The following is a 15,353-nucleotide window of genomic DNA, read 5'->3' on the forward strand; positions in this document are numbered from 1 at the left end:
TAATCACCCGAAGATGGCAATTTTTCGGCTGTCGCCGGCGCGGGGGCAAAAAATGCCGCGGCGCCGCGTGGAATCTGCGATTTGTCCTTACCTTCGCCATCTTGGACCCCGATGATATGCCCGACCATGCGGAGGACAACGTGTACTTTGAGGTAGGGAATTACCAGCTGGCAATCAACATGCCCCGGCGCGCCGGGCTGATGGCCGAGGTCGCGGCGCGCCTGGCGCGGGGCGAGGGCTTTGCCCTCGCGACGGTCAACCTCGACCACTTGGTGAAACTGCGGCAGAGCGCGGAATTTCGCGAAGCCTATCGGGCGCAGGATCTGGTGGTGGCCGACGGCAACCCGCTGGTCTGGCTGTCGCGTCTGGCCGGTGATCCGGTCGAGCTGGTCCCCGGAGCCGACATGGTGGTGCCCCTGGCCGCGCTGGCGGCGCGGCAGGGTGTGCCGGTGGCCCTGCTGGGAAGCACCGAGGCGGCCCTTGCCGGCGCGGCAGAGGCGCTCTCGGCCCGGGTGCCGGGGGTGCGGGTGGCGGCGCGGATCGCGCCTCCGATGGGGTTCGATCCGGCGGGGCCGGGCGGCGACGCGGTGCTGCGCGAGGTCGAGGCTTCCGGCGCGCGGCTGGTCTTTCTGGCGCTGGGCGCGCCGAAGCAGGAGATCCTGGCGGCACGAGGCCGGGTGATCACGCCGGGGCTCGGCTTCGCCTCGATCGGCGCCGGGCTCGATTTCCTTGCCGGGGCGCAGCAGCGCGCGCCGCGGATCATACGCCGGCTGGCGCTGGAATGGCTCTGGCGGATGCTGTCCAATCCCCGCCGGCTGGTCGCGCGCTATGCGCAATGCGCCGCCATCCTGCCCGCGCATGCCATCAAGGCCCTGCGCCAACGCCACACCGGGGCCCGAGAGAGAACGCCGTAGGCGGGGCTTCCGCCTGGCTCCCTCCGCCCGCCGTCACGCCCGCGAGGACTTGATCTCCGTCACGCCCAGCACTTCGAGTACCTTGGCTTCGATATCCTCTGCGTTGAGCCCGGCCACGGCATACATGTCGCGCGGGCTGGCCTGATCGATGAAGATGTCGGGCAGCACCATCGAACGGTACTTGAGCCCGTTGTCGAAGACGCCTTCTTCGGCCAGAAGCTGCGCCACATGGCTGCCGAAACCGCCCACCGCGCCCTCTTCGACGCAGATCAGCGCCTCATGCTCGGCGGCAAGCTTGAGGATCAGCTCGCGGTCGAGCGGCTTGGCAAAGCGCGCGTCGGCCACGCTCGGGCTGATGCCCCTGGCCCCCAATGCCTCGCAGGCGTCCAGCACCTCCTTGAGCCGCGCGCCAAACGACAGGATCGCCACGCCCTGACCTTCGCGCACCATGCGGCCGCGGCCGATTTCCAGCGGCACGCCCTGTTCCGGCATCTCGACGCCGACGCCTTCGCCGCGCGGATAGCGAAAGGCGATGGGGCCGTCGTCATGCGCCGCGGCGGTGGCCACCATATGCACCAGCTCGGCTTCGTCGGCGGCGGCCATCACCACCATTCCCGGCAGGTTGGCCATGAAGGCCACGTCGAACGCGCCGGCATGGGTGGCGCCATCGGCCCCGACAAGCCCCGCGCGGTCAATGGCGAAGCGCACCGGCAGGCGCTGGATCGCCACGTCATGCACCACCTGATCATAGCCGCGTTGCAGAAAGGTGGAATAGATCGCGCAGAACGGCCGCATGCCGCCCGCCGCGAGCCCGGCCGAGAAGGTCACCCCGTGCTGTTCGGCAATGCCCACGTCGAAGCAGCGGCTGGGATAGCGTGTGCCGAACAGATCGAGCCCGGTGCCATCCGGCATCGCCGCCGTCACGGCGCAGATCCGGCTGTCCCTTTCGGCGGCCTTGATCAGCTCCTGGCCGAAGACCTTGGTATAGGCGGGCGCGTTGGACGGCGCTTTCTTCTGCTTGCCGGTGACGACATCGAATTTCGCGGTGGCGTGGCCCTTGTCGTCGGCGTTTTCGGCCGGGTGATAGCCCTTGCCCTTGCGGGTCAGCGCGTGGATCAGGATCGGCCCGGTGGCCCGTGCCTGCACCGTGCGCAGCACCGGCAAGAGCTGGTTGAGGTCGTGGCCATCGATCGGCCCGAGGTAGGAAAAGCCCAGCTCCTCGAACAGCGTGCCGCCCACCGCCATGCCCTTGATCATGTCCTTGGCGCGCTTGGCACCTTCGCGGAACGGCTCTGGCAGCAGCGAGACCGCGCCCTTGGCCGCGGCCTTGAGATCCTGGAACGGCGCCTCGGCATAAAGCCGCGACAGATACGACGACATCGCCCCCACCGGCGGGGCAATCGACATTTCGTTGTCGTTGAGGATGACGATCATCCTCTTGCCGAGGTGGCCGGCATTGTTGAGCGCCTCGAAGGCCATGCCGGCGCTCATCGCGCCATCGCCGATCACCGCGATGGCATCGCCATGGCCGGTGTCGCAGGCGCCGCCGAGATCGCGCGCCACGGCAAATCCCAGCGCGGCGGAAATCGAGGTCGAGCTATGCGCGGCGCCGAAGGGATCGAAGGGGCTTTCCGAGCGTTTGGTGAACCCCGAGAGCCCGTCTTTCTGGCGCAGAGTGCGGATGCGGTCACGGCGGCCGGTGAGGATCTTGTGCGGATAACACTGGTGCGACACATCCCAGATGATCTTGTCGCGCGGCGCGTTGAACACCGCGTGCAGCGCTACGGTCAGTTCCACCACGCCAAGGCCCGCGCCCAGGTGGCCGCCGGTCTCGCTCACCGCGCTGATGGTTTCCGTGCGCAGCTCATGCGCCAGCCGCACCAGTTCCGCGTCGGAAAAGCGTTTCAGGTCGGCGGGGCCGTGGACAGTATCCAGCAGCGGGGTTTCCGGGCGGTCAGACATGCGCGGCTCCTTGGCCTCTCAATTGTCGCGCGAGATAACGAAGCGGGCGGCCTCGCGCAAGGTTCGGGCCCGGGGCCCGTAAGGCGAAAGCGCGTCGCAGGCTTCGGTGACAAGCTCCTGCGCCCGCAGGCGCGCGGCTTCGAGCCCGAGCAGCGAGACAAAGGTCGCCTTGCCCGCCGCCGCGTCCTTTTGCAGCCGTTTGCCGGCCTTCTGCGCATCGCCTTCCACATCCAAGATGTCGTCGGCGATCTGAAAGGCAAGGCCCAGCGCCTGCGCATAGTGCCGCAAGGGGGCGGTGTCGGCGCGGGCGAGCCGCGCCCCGGCTTCGGCCGACCATTGAATGAGCGCGCCGGTCTTGCCGGCCTGAAGCCGGGTGATTTCCTGAAGGCCGAGCGGCGCATCGGCGCTTTCGGCCGCGATATCAAGCGCCTGGCCCAGCACCATGCCGCGTGCGCCCGCCGCCCGTGCCAGCGAAAGCGCCAGCTCGGCACGGACTTCGGCGTCGGGGTGGCAGCGCCGATCGGTGACCATCTCGAACCCCAGGGTCTGGAGCGCATCGCCGGCCAGCACCGCCGTCGCCTCGTCCCATCTGACATGCACGGTGGGCTGACCGCGGCGCAGATCGTCATCGTCCATGCAGGGAAGGTCGTCATGCACCAGACTGTAGGCGTGTACCGCCTCGATCGCCCCGGCGGGCCAGAGCGCATGGGTCTCGGCGATGTCGTGCAGCCGGGCGCTTTCCATCACCAGAAAGCCGCGCAGCCCCTTGCCGCCCGCGACCGCATAGCGCATCGCCCGGGTCACCGGCAGGTCGTCGATTCCGGCGATCACCAGGTCGAGATGGGCCGAGACGCGCGCGGCGTCGGATTTCAGGGTATCGGTGAACATCCGGGGCGGTCCTCTTGGCGGGCACACGCAGGTGGGGCGGCCTCTGCGGGGCCTCCGGCGTGTGTCGGGCTGGGTGAAGCCGGTGCGCCGGCGCTCAGAGGCCTTCGACGGGCTTGGTGCCGGTGGCATTGCCCTCGGCGTCGGTGGTGATGGCGTGCACCTTTTCCTCGGCGTCCTTGAGCTTTTGTTCGCAGCGTTTCTTCAGCGCCGCGCCGCGCTCGTAGAGCTTGATCGAATCGTCGAGAGCCACGTCGCCCCGTTCCAGCTGGCCGACCACGCGCTCCAGCTCGGCCATGGCCTCTTCGAATGTCAGTTCGTCTACCTTTTTCTCGCTCACGCCGCGGCCTCCTGAAGCGTTTTCACATGGGCGGTGACTGCCTCCGCCAATGCGGCGAGATCATAACCGCCTTCCAGAACAGAGACCACCCGGCCCTCGCAACACTCTTGCGCGACCTGACAGATCTCCTGCGTCAACCAGACGAAATCCTCGGTCGACCAGTTGAGATTGGCCAGCGGATCGTCGCGATGGGCATCGAACCCGGCCGAGATCAGGATCAGCTCCGGGGCAAAGTCGCGCAAACGGGGCAGCACGTCATGGGTATAGGCGTCGCGCATCTCGTAGCCGTCCGAGCCGGGGGCGAGCGGAATGTTGCACACATTGTCATGCGCGCCGCGTTCCGACGGGTCGCCGCTGCCGGGCCAGAGCGGCATCTGCTGGCTGCTGATCAACAGCGCGCGCGGCTCGTCCCAGAGCAGCGCCTGGGTGCCATTGCCGTGGTGAACGTCGAAATCCACCACCGCGACGCGCGCAAGGCCGTGCCGTTCGAGCGCGTGTTTCGCGCCGATGGCGGCGTTGCCGAAGAAGCAAAAGCCCATCGGCGTTTCCTGTTCGGCGTGATGGCCGGGCGGGCGCATGGCGCAAAAGGCGTTTCGCGCGTCACCGGCAAGCACGCGGTCCACCCCTTCGCGCACCGCGCCGACGCCGTGCCAGGCCGCGGCCAGGCTGCCGGGCGATATCCAGGTGTCTGCGTCGAGCTGGTGCAACCCCTCGGCCGGGAGCGCCGCCTCGAGCCGGGCGATGTACCGCTCGGGATGGCAGAGCAGCACATCCTCGCGCCGGCCTTCGGGCGCGGTTTCCACTGCGATGTCGTTCTGGCGGAAGGCGTGCAGGATGTGCTCGAGCCGTGCCACCTGTTCGGGGTGGCCCTGCGGGGTTTCATGCCGCAGCCCGGTCTCATGGGTCAGTACCAGCGTGGTCATGGTCTCTCCTCCCTCTGGGTGGCGGTTTTGCCGATCTGGCAGGTTTCGGGGGCGGGTTGCAAGCTGGGCGTTGCGGGCGGTGGGTTGAAAACTCACCCTACAGGGGTGGCCGGCCGTGGGCTGGGGTGGCAACCTGTTGCGTGGTCATGAAGCGGGCGTGGGGTGGGTGCGCGGCCCTCCGCCGGGTCACAACTCGGCCGTAGGGTGGGGTTGTGAACCCACCATCGCCTGCGGCTCAGTCCGGCGCCAGCATATAGCCCGCGCCGCGCACGGTTTGAAGGTAGCGCGGCTGTTTCGGATCGGCCTCGAGCTTGCGCCGGAGTCGGGTGATCTGCACGTCGACGGCGCGTTCCTGGCTCTGCCCCTTGTCGCGGCCCAGGTCCTCGACCAGCTGCGCGCGGCTCACCGCCTCGCCCGGCCGGGCCGCAAAGATCCGCATCAGCTGGCTTTCTGTGGCGGTCAGGCGCACCGCGTCCTCGCCCTGCCACAGTTCGCCGCGCTCGATGTCGTAGCGCAGCGGCCCGAGCGACAAAAGCTTGGGCATGGCATTGGTCTCCGGCGCTTCCGGCATGCGGCGCAGGATGGCGTTGATCCTGAGCAGAAGTTCCTTGGGTTCGAAAGGTTTGACAAGGTAATCGTCGGCCCCGGCCTCGAGCCCGGCGATGCGGTCTTCGGTCTCGCCCTTGGCGGTGAGCAGCAGGATCGGCGTGGCCGAGTCCTCGCGCAGATCGCGGGTCAGGCTGATGCCGTCTTCGCCGGGCATCATCACGTCCAGCACGATAAGATCGAAATCCAGCCCCGAGAGGATGCGCCGGGCATGGCCGGCGTCCCGCGCGGCAGACACCAGGAAACCGTTGCGAATCAGGAATTTCTGCAACAGCACCCGGATGCGTTCGTCGTCGTCGACGATCAGAAGATGCAAATCCTGCGCGCTCATGTCCTGGGCTCCCGCAGGGCGCGGTAATTGCGCCGCATGTCGGCGTCCATCATCGCCTCGAGCACCTGGCGAAAGCCGGCCACGGCCTCCGGCCCGGCTTTGCGATAGGCGGCGCGCATCCGCGCTCTCTGGGCATCCGACAATTTTGCCTCCAGGGCTTTTCCCTCCTCGGTCAGGTACAGGTGCCGTTCGCGTTTGTCCAACCGGCCGACCCTGCTTTCCACAAGACCGTCCGCGATCAACGTGCGCAACACACGGTTCAGCGATTGTTTCGTGACTCCGAGGATATTCAACAGGTTGTTGACCGTCGTGCCGGGGGCGCAATTGATGAAATGCACCGCCCGGTGATGGGCGCGGCCATAAGACAATTCGTCGAGGATCCGGTCGGGATCGGCGGTAAAGCCGCGATAGGCAAAGAACATCGCCTCAATCCCTTGCCGAAGCTGTTCGTCGGTCAGATAAAGCAGCTGTTCTCCGGTGGGCTCTGCCATGCCTCTCCCTTGTGTACTGGCTCTGTTGGGTCACAGTACGTCAGCCTTGTTGACATTCCAAGTCTCAACTGGTAGCGACTCACAGTTTTTGCGCAATATTATGTCCACACCGGACCAAATCCGCGCAACATATGGAAAATGAAGGGCTTTGGAGGAGCGACATGGCTGGCTCATATGATGATCGCGATGGCAAGATCTGGTTGGATGGCACGCTTGTCGACTGGCGGGATGCAAATGTGCATATCCTGACCCACGGGCTGCATTACGCCAGCTCGGTGTTCGAGGGCGAGCGCGCCTACAATGGCAAGATTTTCGAGAGCCTGCGCCATTCCGAGCGGCTCCTGGCCTCCGGCGCGCTGCTCGACATGCCGGTCCCCTATTCGGTCCTAGAGCTCGAGGCGGCGAAATACGAGGTGCTGAAGGCCAACGGGCTGACCGACGCCTACGTTCGCGTGGTGGCCTGGCGCGGCTCGGGCGAGGACATGGGGGTCGCTTCGGCCAAGAATCCGGTGCGGGTCGCGGTCGCGGCCTGGGAATGGGGCGCCTATTACGGCGATGCCAAGATGAAAGGCGCCAAGCTCGACATTTCCAAGTGGAAACGCCCAAGCCCGGAAACCATCCCGACCTCGGCCAAGGCCGCCGGTCTCTACATGATCTGCACCATGTCCAAGCACGCCGCCGAGGCCAAGGGCTGCTCGGACGCGCTGTTCATGGATTATCGCGGCTATGTGGCGGAAGCGACCGGGGCCAACATCTTCTTTGTCAAGGAAGGCGAGGTGCACACGCCGCTGCCCGACTGCATTCTCAACGGCATCACCCGCCAGACCGTGATCAACATGCTCCGGGACCGTCAGATCAAGGTGCACGAGCGCCACATCATGCCGGAAGAGATGGAAGGCTTCGAGCAATGCTGGCTGACCGGGACGGCGGCAGAGGTGACACCGGTGAGCCAGATCGGCGACTACACCTTCGAGGTCGGCGCGCTGACCCGCGAGATGTCGGACGCCTATGAGAAGCTGGTGCGCAACTGACCGATCGGTCCCGCGCCACCCGCCCCGGCCCCCGCGCCGGGGCCTCCCGCTACAGGCCAGGCGACCGGCCCGGCGCAATGTCCCGGATCAGGTCCGGGGCGCAAGACACTCCGGCCCCTCATTGGAAAGGAGAGCGGTCCCGCCACCCGGCTCCCGCTGGATGACACCGCCGCCGGAAGCTCCGGCAAAAAAAGACCCGGGCCGGGGCCCGGGTCAGTCCAACAGGGAGGAGCATGTGATAACCCGCACATGCAACGGGATCTCTGTCACCTACAAAAGGTGACCGTAACATAGCACTTTATCGCCCTTCGATCTATGCGCCCTTTCAGGCATTGAGCCGATATCCGCCAGATTCGGTTACAAGGAGGCGGGCGTTCGAGGGTTCCGGCTCGATTTTCTGGCGCAATCTGTAGATGTGCGTCTCGAGCGTGTGTGTCGTCACGCCTGCATTGTAACCCCAGACCTCGTGCAGCAGAACGTCGCGTGGCACGACGCCTTCGGGGGCGCGATAGAGGTATTTCAGGATGTTGGTCTCTTTCTCGGTCAGCCGGATCTTCTTTTCGTCTTCGGTCACCAGGGTCTTCATCGCCGGCTTGAACGTATAGGGGCCCAGCGCAAAGACGGCGTCCTCGCTCTGCTCGTGCTGGCGCAGCTGGGCGCGGATACGGGCCAGGAGCACCGGGAACTTGAACGGCTTGGTGACATAATCATTGGCCCCGGCGTCGAGGCCGAGAATGGTGTCGGCATCGCTGTCATGGCCGGTCAGCATCAGCACCGGCGCCTTGACGCCCTGCTTGCGCATCAGCCGGCAGAGCTCGCGGCCATCGGTGTCGGGCAGGCCCACGTCGAGGATGATCAGGTCGAAATGCGAGGCCTTGACCCGCTCCATCGCCTCGGCGCCGTTGGAGGCCTCGAAGACCTCGAAATCCTCGGTGATGATGAGCTGTTCGGCCAGCGCCTCACGCAGGTCGTCGTCATCATCGACAAGAAGCAGGTTCTTGAGCTGTGCCATCTCGGTCCTCCAAATCTCTTCTTCGTGAGATTGGGGCGCAGCCGGCGAGGGGCAAGATTTGCTGCAAGCCGTTCACGCGCTCGTGTGAATATCACCCGGGAGGCGAGGAAATGTTTCAATTCCCGATCATTACCGGCTACATGACAGGCCTGATGACTGGACATTTTGCACCTGACACGGCGGAGCTGATCAACCGCGCCCGCGCCGATCTTCGGATGGGGGTGCCGGTCGTGCTCTGCGGTCACGGCAGCGCCGCGCTGGTGCTTGCGGCCGAAACCATGGGGCCGGCGCGGCTGGCCACCCTGCGGGCGCTGGGCGGGGCGCCGGTGCTGGCGATCACCGGACGCCGGGCCGAGACGCTGAAGGCGCGCCCCTATGACGGCGATGTCGCCCGGCTGCCGCTGCCGGAAGAGGCCGATTGCGCCTGGATCCGCGCCATCGCCGATCCGGCCGATGATCTGCGGACACCGATGAAGGGCCCGCTGTTCGCCTTGCGCGAAGGCGATGCGGCGCTGCACCGGCTGGCGGTGTCGCTGGTGAAATCGGCACAGCTCCTGCCCGCCGCCGTGGTGCTGGAAACCGCGGTCGAGAGCCTGCCGGAAGCCGCGCTGCTCACACGGCTCGAGGCCGGGAGCGCCGGGCCGCTGCTGCTGCGGGCCACCGATCCGCATCCGGTGGTGGCGGCGCGCCTGCCCACCCGGCTGGCCCATGGCGGACGGTTGCACATCTTCCGCCCCGATGATGGTGGGGTCGAGCACTACGCCTTCGAGATCGGCCGCCCGGATCGGGCGCAGCCGGTGCTGGCACGGCTGCATTCCGCCTGTTTCACCGGCGATGTGCTGGGCTCGCTGAAATGCGACTGCGGCCCGCAGCTTCATGCCGCCCTGGCGCAGATGGGCGACGAGGGGCAGGGGGTGCTGCTCTATCTCAACCAGGAGGGTCGCGGCATCGGGCTCGCCAACAAGATGCGCGCCTATTCCTTGCAGGATCAGGGCTTCGACACGGTCGAGGCCAATCACCGGCTGGGCTTCGAGGATGACGAACGCGATTTCCGCATCGGCGCCGATATCCTCAAGGCCATGGGCTTTGCCCGGGTCCGGTTGCTGACCAACAATCCACGCAAGATCGCAATGATGCAGGGCGCCGGTCTCGCGGTGACCGAACGGGTGCCGCTCAAGGTCGGGCTGACCGATCAGAATGCCGCCTATCTCGCCACCAAGGCGGCGAAATCGGGGCATCTGCTGTGATGGTCCTCACCCCGCGCGGGCTGCGCTTTGCCGGAAGGCTCTGGCCCTGCACCATCGGCCGCGGCGGGCTGACCGCGGACAAGCGCGAGGGCGATGGCGCCACCCCGCGCGGCCGGCACCACATCACCGGGCTGCTGTATCGCCCCGACCGGATGGCCCGCCCGGCGCCCTGGGCCGAGCCGATCCGCCCCGGCGATCTGTGGTCCGACGAGCCGCAAGACGAGGATTACAACACTTTGGTCCGCGCGCCTTACACCGGCTCGCACGAGGCGCTGCGCCGCGCCGATCCGCTTTATGACCTGGTGCTGCTGACCGATTGGAACTGGCCCGATGCGACGCCCGGCCGTGGGTCGGCGATCTTCCTGCACCGCTGGCGGCGGCCCGGCTTTCCGACCGAAGGCTGCATCGCCTTCCGCCCCGACCACCTGCGCCAGATCGCGGCACTGGCCGCCCCCGGCACAAGGCTGATCGTGCCCTGAACCCTAGCGCTGCCTGCGCGGCGTGCAGTCGCCGCCGGTGTGACAGGCGATCACCTGTTCGGTCATCTCGGGCGTGGGTCTGGCAAAGGCAAAGCCGCCGCAGGGGGTGATCGTCACCTCCGGGGAGGCGGCGTCGAGATTGACGAAGGCCAGCACCGGATCGCCGCTCTTGGCCCCTGCGCACCACGGGCCGAAACATTGCACGTTCAGCACGATGTCCGCGTCATAGGGATGGATGAATCCGGCGCGGCTCAACGCGTCGCCGGTCAGACGCGCCGGAATTCGGGTGTCGGGCGGAGTGTTGGCCTGATCGGTCATATCGGTCTCGGGCAGCCGCGTCGCGTCAAAGCTCATCCGGCCCAGCACCACCATGTAGCGATCCTCGCTGTCTCTGGCATCCTGGTAGACAGCGGCCACGTCATGCGGCAGGCAGGTCAGCGCCTGCGCCCCGGCGGCCCAGACAAGCAACGGCAGACAAGTCAAGAGACGCATCACTCACCTCTCAAGATAGGGGCGGAACTCCTCGACCACGCGGGCATAGACCTCGCGCTTGAACGGTACGATATGATCGACGAGCCGGTCGTGCGGCAGCCAGCGCCATTCGGAAAACTCCTGATGATCGTCGGCATCCAGCCGCACCTGATCGTCGGTGCCATGGAAACGCATCAGGAACCATTTCTGTTCCTGGCCGCGAAACCGGCCTTTCCAGATATTCGGCACCAGATCATGCGGCAGGTCATAGGGTATCCAGGCCCGGGTTTCCGCCTCCACGGTCACCAGCTCGGGCAGGACACCGGTTTCTTCCTGCAATTCGCGCAGCGCGGCGGCGCGGGCGTCCTCGCCCTTGTCGATGCCGCCCTGCGGCATCTGCCAGGCCGGCATTTCGCTGTCGATCCGCTGGCCGACAAAGGCCTCGCCCGCGGCGTTGACAAGCATCACCCCGACATTGCGGCGATAGGGCAGGCGGGCGATGTCTTCGGGGGTCATGCGGGCCTCGCGGTCACTCGAGATCGCCCCCGGCACGGCGGCCGGGGGCAGAGCAGTTTCACTCGTCTTTCGGACCCAGCGCCGACAGGCCCTTGAGGATGTCGATGGCATAGGCCAGCTGGTAATCCTCTTCGCGCAGCGCGGCGGCGGCTTCGGCCTTGGCGCGGTCGGCTTCGATCTGTTCGATCTCGTCCTCGCTCAGGCTGTCATTGTCGAGCGAGCCGCGCAGGTCGGCCTCGGAACGCGAATTTGGGGTGGTTTCCTCATCCTCTTCGTTGGCCACCCGGCGCGGCTGTTCGACAACGATGTCGGGCGAGACGCCGAGCGCCTGGATCGACCGGCCCGACGGCGTGTAATAGCGCGCCGTGGTCAGCCGCATGGCGCCGTCTCCGCGAAGCGGCATCACGGTCTGCACCGACCCCTTGCCGAAGGATTTGGTGCCGACGACGATGGCGCGGCGGTGATCCTGCAAGGCACCGGCGACGATTTCCGAGGCCGAGGCCGAACCGCCGTTGATCAGCACCACCAGCGGCTTGCCCTCGGCAAGATCGCCGGGCGTGGCGTTGTAGCGCTCGCCGTCCTCGGGGTTGCGGCCGCGGGTCGAGACGATCTCGCCTTTCTCGAGGAAGGCATCCGACACCCGGATCGCCTGGGTCAGCAGACCGCCGGGGTTGTTGCGCAGGTCGAGCACGATGCCGTTGACGTTCTCGAGCCCGCCGGCGGCCGCGATCTCCTCGGCCAGTCCCTCTTCGAGATTGGGCGTGGTCTGATCATTGAAGGTGGTGACACGCAGCACCACGGTCTCGCCTTCAGTGCGGGTGCGCACGGCGGTGAGGGTGATGGTGTCGCGGATGATCGAGACATCGAAGGGCTCGGGCTGATCCTCGCGGACCACGGTGATGATGATCTCGGAGCCGACCGGCCCGCGCATCATCTCGACCGCCTCGTCCAGCGTCAGGCCGAGCACCGATTCGCCATCGACATGGGTGATGAAATCGCCGGCCTCGATCCCGGCGGCATCTGCCGGGGTGTCGTCGATCGGCGACACCACCTTGATGAAGCCCTCTTCCTGGGTCACCTCGATGCCCAGACCGCCGAACTCGCCCCGGGTCTGCACCCGCATGTCGGCGGCGTCATCCGGCGACAGATAGCTGGAATGCGGGTCGAGCGAGGTCAGCATGCCGTTGATCGCGGCCTCGATCAGCTCGCCTTCGTCGACCTCCTCGACATATTGCGCGCGAATGCGTTCGAAGATGTCGCCAAACAGGTCAAGCTGCTCGTAGACATTGCCCGATGAACGCTCTTCCTGGGCCAGCAGCGGGCCGGCAAGCTGGGTGGTTGCGACAATGCCTGCCAGCGTACCGCCGACGGCGGCCATGACGAACTTCTTCATTGGTGTCTTATCCCTTGTCGGTGGTGCGGAACCAATCTTGTGGGTCCACAGGCTGATTCAGCTCTCTGACCTCTATATAGAGCGTTTCCGGGCGGGCGTTTCCAGCCCCATCACCCGATAGTGACACATCCGTCCGCAACTCTCCGCCCATCAGCCCTAGAGGATCGCCCGCCGGCAGGACCTGGCCGGTCTGGCCAAAGACCGCCTCGAGCCCGGCAAAGATGAACAGCGTGTCGGCCTGCGGCTCCAGAATGGCGACCAGCCCGTAGTTCAGGAGCGGCCCGGCATAGCGGATGGTGGCGGCGGTGGGGGTCGTGACCACTGCCTGCGGCCCGGTGGCGATCAGCAGCCCGGGGCGGCGCACACCGGCGGCATCGGCCTCGCCGGCGCGGCGCAGGAGCTGGCCCTGCACCGGCAGCGCCAGCTTGCCCTTGCGGTGGCTGATGTCGGGCAGGCTGCCCGGCGCCTCGTCCTCGGCGATGGTGCTGAGACCGCTGGCAAAACCCTCCAGTGTTTCGGTGGCGGCGATCAGCACGGCGGTCTGCACCGGGTTCTCCACAAAGCGGCGCGGCAGATCGGTACGGTCGGCCACCGCCTTCGACAGCGCGGTGCGCGCCTCCTGCGCACCTTCGAGCCCCTCTTGCAGCTTGGCCGCGGATTGCGCCTGCAACAGCCGCAGCGCCTGCACCTCCTCGAGATCGGCGCGCAAGGCATCGGCGCGGGCCTTCAGCCCCGGCGTCACATCCGACAGCAGCATGCCGGCCCGTGCGGTGCCCGTCGGGCCCGAAGGATGCAGCAGGGTGACCGGCGCCGGCGCCCGCGAAATGGATTGCAGCACGCCCAGAAGCCGCGAGATTTCCTTGTCGCGGGCCTGGAGATCCTCGGTGAGCTGCGCCTCTTTCAACGATGCCGCGCGCATGCCGTCGCGCAGCGCCGCCAGACCGGTCTCATAGCCCTTGACGATTTCGGTCAGCGCCTTGACCCGCTCGCGCCCGCCACGGGCCTCGCTCAGCGCCTGGGCGCTTTCCTCAAGCATGCGCACGGCATCGCGCGCCGCTTCGGCTGTGGTCATCTGCGCCTGCGCCGCCCCGGCGAACAGGCACAGGAGGGTCACGGCGCGCAGGATCATGCCAGCAGGCTTTCTCCGGTCATTTCCTCGGGCGTGTCGAGCGCCATCAGCGCCAGAAGCGTGGGCGCCAGATCGGCCAGCCGCCCGCTCTGCCGCAGCCTGGCCCCCTCGGGCCCGCCGACCAGGATCACCGGCACCGGGTTGAGCGTATGGGCGGTATGCGGCCCGCCGGTCTCGGGGTCGACCATCTGCTCGCAATTGCCGTGGTCGGCGGTCACGATCATCGCGCCGCCGGCCTTGTCCAGCGCCTCGAGCGCCCGGCCGAGGCCGGTATCCACCGCTTGACAGGCCGCCTTGGCCGCCTCCAGATCGCCGGTGTGGCCCACCATGTCGGGGTTGGCAAAGTTCACCACGATCAGGTCATAGCCGGTCTCGATTGCCTTCACGAACTGGTCCGAGACCTCCCCGGCGCTCATTTCGGGCTGCAAGTCATAGGTCGCCACCTTGGGCGAGGGCGCCATGTAGCGGTCTTCGCCCTCTTCGGGCACCTCCTTGCCGCCATTGAGGAAGAAGGTGACATGCGGGTATTTCTCGGTTTCGGCCAGGCGGAACTGCTTCAGCCCCTTCGCCGCGACCCAGGCGCCCAGCGTGTTGACCACGACCTTCTTGGGATAGGCGGCGGCCATGAAGGTGTCATGGGTCTTGGAGTAATCCACCATGCCCAGGATCGAGGCCCATTGCGGCCGGTTGCGGCCGTCGAAGCCGTCAAAGTCATCCTCGCCCACCGCCAGCAGGATCTCGCGCGCCCGGTCGGCCCGGAAGTTGAGGCAGAAGAAGCCGTCGCCATCCCGGGCACCGTCGTAATTGCCGATCAGCGTGGCGGGGATGAATTCGTCGGTCTGATCGCGGTCATAGGCCTCTTTCACCGCCGCCACGGCGGTGCCGGCCTTGTGTTCGGCGGCGCCGCCCACCATGGCGCGATAGGCCTGTTCCACCCGGTCCCAGCGATTGTCGCGGTCCATGGCGAAATAACGCCCGGTGACGGTGCCCACCCGGGCACCCTCGGGCAGCTTCGACACCAGCGTCCGCAGGAAGTCCTCGGCCGATTTCGGCGCCACGTCGCGGCCATCGGTGACCGCATGCACCACCACCGGCACCCCGGCGCTGACGATCATTTCGACGGCGGCCAGCACATGGTCGATATGGCCATGCACGCCGCCATCGGAAATCACCCCCATCAGATGCGCGGTGCCGTCGTGGCCGCGCACGCTCTCGATGAAGGCATGGATCGCCGCGTTGGAAAAGAACGAACGGTCCTCGATCGCGAGATCGATCTGCCCGAGGTCCATCGCCACCACCCGGCCGGCGCCGATATTTGTGTGGCCGACCTCGGAATTGCCCATCTGCCCGCTGGGCAGGCCGACGTCATTGCCATGGGTGGTCAGCGTGGCATTCGGGCAATTCGCCATCAGCCGGTCGAAATTCGGCGTCTCGGCCAGCGCCACGGCATTGGCCTCGGTTTCGTCCCGCAGGCCCCAGCCGTCGAGAATACACAGAACCACGGGTTTCGGAGCAGGCATCAAAGGTTCCTCGTTCTGATCGCGCCCCGGGCGGTGACACCCTGCCACCGAAAGGGGCTTCTTCTCTTATCAAATACGCATCTCGGCCCGTGACACGGGCGCG

Annotated in this window: 16 protein-coding genes; 4 read left to right on the forward strand and 12 right to left on the reverse strand. The window is 66.7% G+C overall.

Annotation, left to right across the window (positions count from 1 at the left end; translation table 11 throughout):
- Positions 1 to 140: 140 nt before the first annotated feature.
- A complete protein-coding gene (locus PVW49_RS15230; protein ID WP_274590946.1) occupies positions 141 to 914 on the forward strand; it encodes a WecB/TagA/CpsF family glycosyltransferase in 774 nt (257 codons plus the stop codon).
- A gap of 33 nt (positions 915 to 947) precedes the next feature.
- On the opposite strand, the gene dxs is transcribed toward PVW49_RS15230, so the two are convergent.
- The 6 genes from dxs to PVW49_RS15260 all read right to left on the reverse strand — a co-directional run bounded on the left by dxs (position 948) and on the right by PVW49_RS15260 (position 6,452).
- Positions 948 to 2,876, reverse strand: a complete 1,929-nt coding sequence (gene dxs / locus PVW49_RS15235) for a 1-deoxy-D-xylulose-5-phosphate synthase (protein ID WP_274590947.1) — start codon at positions 2,874 to 2,876, stop codon at positions 948 to 950.
- An 18-nt stretch (positions 2,877 to 2,894) separates the two neighbouring features.
- Positions 2,895 to 3,764, reverse strand: coding sequence for a polyprenyl synthetase family protein (locus PVW49_RS15240; protein WP_274565771.1), 870 nt, complete (start codon positions 3,762 to 3,764; stop codon positions 2,895 to 2,897).
- 94 nt (positions 3,765 to 3,858) lie between these two features.
- Positions 3,859 to 4,101, reverse strand: coding sequence for an exodeoxyribonuclease VII small subunit (locus PVW49_RS15245; protein ID WP_048533345.1), 243 nt, complete (start codon positions 4,099 to 4,101; stop codon positions 3,859 to 3,861).
- Positions 4,098 to 5,024: a histone deacetylase family protein gene (locus tag PVW49_RS15250; protein WP_274590948.1), complete on the reverse strand. Its 927-nt coding sequence runs from the start codon at positions 5,022 to 5,024 to the stop codon at positions 4,098 to 4,100. The genes PVW49_RS15245 and PVW49_RS15250 overlap by 4 nt, the downstream gene beginning before the upstream one ends.
- Positions 5,025 to 5,259: 235 nt before the next feature.
- Positions 5,260 to 5,961 (reverse strand): response regulator, encoded by a 702-nt coding sequence (locus tag PVW49_RS15255; RefSeq protein WP_048533343.1) that lies wholly within the window; start codon positions 5,959 to 5,961, stop codon positions 5,260 to 5,262.
- A complete protein-coding gene (locus PVW49_RS15260; protein ID WP_274590949.1) occupies positions 5,958 to 6,452 on the reverse strand; it encodes a MarR family winged helix-turn-helix transcriptional regulator in 495 nt (164 codons plus the stop codon). Before PVW49_RS15260 ends, PVW49_RS15255 begins: the two co-directional genes overlap by 4 nt.
- 161 nt (positions 6,453 to 6,613) lie before the next feature.
- Between PVW49_RS15260 and PVW49_RS15265 the strand changes: the two genes are divergently transcribed.
- A complete protein-coding gene (locus PVW49_RS15265; protein ID WP_274590950.1) occupies positions 6,614 to 7,483 on the forward strand; it encodes a branched-chain amino acid aminotransferase in 870 nt (289 codons plus the stop codon).
- 325 nt (positions 7,484 to 7,808) lie between these two features.
- Here the strand turns inward: PVW49_RS15265 and PVW49_RS15270 are convergent, their stop codons facing one another.
- Entirely contained in the window at positions 7,809 to 8,495 is a 687-nt protein-coding gene (locus tag PVW49_RS15270) for a response regulator transcription factor (protein ID WP_048533340.1), read from the reverse strand.
- A 152-nt stretch (positions 8,496 to 8,647) separates the two neighbouring features.
- On the opposite strand from PVW49_RS15270, the gene ribA reads away from it, so the two are divergent.
- Positions 8,648 to 9,742, forward strand: a complete 1,095-nt coding sequence (gene ribA, locus PVW49_RS15275; RefSeq protein ID WP_074836113.1) for a GTP cyclohydrolase II — start codon at positions 8,648 to 8,650, stop codon at positions 9,740 to 9,742.
- Positions 9,742 to 10,221 (forward strand): L,D-transpeptidase family protein, encoded by a 480-nt coding sequence (locus PVW49_RS15280; protein ID WP_274590951.1) that lies wholly within the window; start codon positions 9,742 to 9,744, stop codon positions 10,219 to 10,221. Before ribA ends, PVW49_RS15280 begins: the two co-directional genes overlap by 1 nt.
- A 3-nt stretch (positions 10,222 to 10,224) precedes the next feature.
- Here PVW49_RS15280 and PVW49_RS15285 read toward each other — a convergent pair whose 3' ends face one another.
- Genes PVW49_RS15285 through gpmI form a run of 5 tightly spaced genes read right to left on the reverse strand, consistent with a single transcriptional unit; the run spans position 10,225 to position 15,250 of the window.
- A complete protein-coding gene (locus tag PVW49_RS15285) occupies positions 10,225 to 10,713 on the reverse strand; it encodes a hypothetical protein (protein WP_148562898.1) in 489 nt (162 codons plus the stop codon).
- 3 nt (positions 10,714 to 10,716) lie between these two features.
- The gene (locus tag PVW49_RS15290) at positions 10,717 to 11,208 is read right to left on the reverse strand and encodes an RNA pyrophosphohydrolase (protein ID WP_274590952.1); all 492 of its coding nucleotides are present in this window, start codon (positions 11,206 to 11,208) and stop codon (positions 10,717 to 10,719) included.
- A 58-nt stretch (positions 11,209 to 11,266) separates the two neighbouring features.
- Positions 11,267 to 12,601: a S41 family peptidase gene (locus PVW49_RS15295; RefSeq protein WP_048533337.1), complete on the reverse strand. Its 1,335-nt coding sequence runs from the start codon at positions 12,599 to 12,601 to the stop codon at positions 11,267 to 11,269.
- 7 nt (positions 12,602 to 12,608) lie between these two features.
- Positions 12,609 to 13,730 carry a murein hydrolase activator EnvC family protein gene (locus tag PVW49_RS15300; protein ID WP_074836058.1) on the reverse strand — a complete coding sequence of 374 codons (1,122 nt, stop codon included), beginning with the start codon at positions 13,728 to 13,730 and terminating at the stop codon, positions 12,609 to 12,611.
- Positions 13,727 to 15,250 carry a 2,3-bisphosphoglycerate-independent phosphoglycerate mutase gene (gene gpmI, locus PVW49_RS15305; RefSeq protein WP_274565776.1) on the reverse strand — a complete coding sequence of 508 codons (1,524 nt, stop codon included), beginning with the start codon at positions 15,248 to 15,250 and terminating at the stop codon, positions 13,727 to 13,729. Before gpmI ends, PVW49_RS15300 begins: the two co-directional genes overlap by 4 nt.
- Positions 15,251 to 15,353 lie beyond the last annotated feature (103 nt).

The organism is Marinovum sp. PR37, assembly GCF_028807375.1.
Taxonomy (GTDB): Bacteria; Pseudomonadota; Alphaproteobacteria; order Rhodobacterales; family Rhodobacteraceae; genus Marinovum; species Marinovum algicola.

What these genes read in the sequence shown, in the direction of transcription:
- PVW49_RS15280 (WP_274590951.1), top strand. Translation starts at nt 9,742, where the DNA reads ATGGTCCTCACCCCGCGCGGGCTGCGCTTTGCCGGAAGGCTCTGGCCC.
- PVW49_RS15240 (WP_274565771.1), bottom strand. Translation starts at nt 3,764, where the DNA reads ATGTTCACCGATACCCTGAAATCCGACGCCGCGCGCGTCTCGGCCCAT.
- PVW49_RS15285 (WP_148562898.1), bottom strand. Translation starts at nt 10,713, where the DNA reads ATGCGTCTCTTGACTTGTCTGCCGTTGCTTGTCTGGGCCGCCGGGGCG.
- PVW49_RS15295 (WP_048533337.1), bottom strand. Translation starts at nt 12,601, where the DNA reads ATGAAGAAGTTCGTCATGGCCGCCGTCGGCGGTACGCTGGCAGGCATT.
- PVW49_RS15290 (WP_274590952.1), bottom strand. Translation starts at nt 11,208, where the DNA reads ATGACCCCCGAAGACATCGCCCGCCTGCCCTATCGCCGCAATGTCGGG.
- PVW49_RS15260 (WP_274590949.1), bottom strand. Translation starts at nt 6,452, where the DNA reads ATGGCAGAGCCCACCGGAGAACAGCTGCTTTATCTGACCGACGAACAG.
- PVW49_RS15250 (WP_274590948.1), bottom strand. Translation starts at nt 5,024, where the DNA reads ATGACCACGCTGGTACTGACCCATGAGACCGGGCTGCGGCATGAAACC.
- ribA (WP_074836113.1), top strand. Translation starts at nt 8,648, where the DNA reads ATGACTGGACATTTTGCACCTGACACGGCGGAGCTGATCAACCGCGCC.
- PVW49_RS15265 (WP_274590950.1), top strand. Translation starts at nt 6,614, where the DNA reads ATGGCTGGCTCATATGATGATCGCGATGGCAAGATCTGGTTGGATGGC.
- PVW49_RS15300 (WP_074836058.1), bottom strand. Translation starts at nt 13,730, where the DNA reads ATGATCCTGCGCGCCGTGACCCTCCTGTGCCTGTTCGCCGGGGCGGCG.
- dxs (WP_274590947.1), bottom strand. Translation starts at nt 2,876, where the DNA reads ATGTCTGACCGCCCGGAAACCCCGCTGCTGGATACTGTCCACGGCCCC.
- gpmI (WP_274565776.1), bottom strand. Translation starts at nt 15,250, where the DNA reads ATGCCTGCTCCGAAACCCGTGGTTCTGTGTATTCTCGACGGCTGGGGC.
- PVW49_RS15255 (WP_048533343.1), bottom strand. Translation starts at nt 5,961, where the DNA reads ATGAGCGCGCAGGATTTGCATCTTCTGATCGTCGACGACGACGAACGC.
- PVW49_RS15270 (WP_048533340.1), bottom strand. Translation starts at nt 8,495, where the DNA reads ATGGCACAGCTCAAGAACCTGCTTCTTGTCGATGATGACGACGACCTG.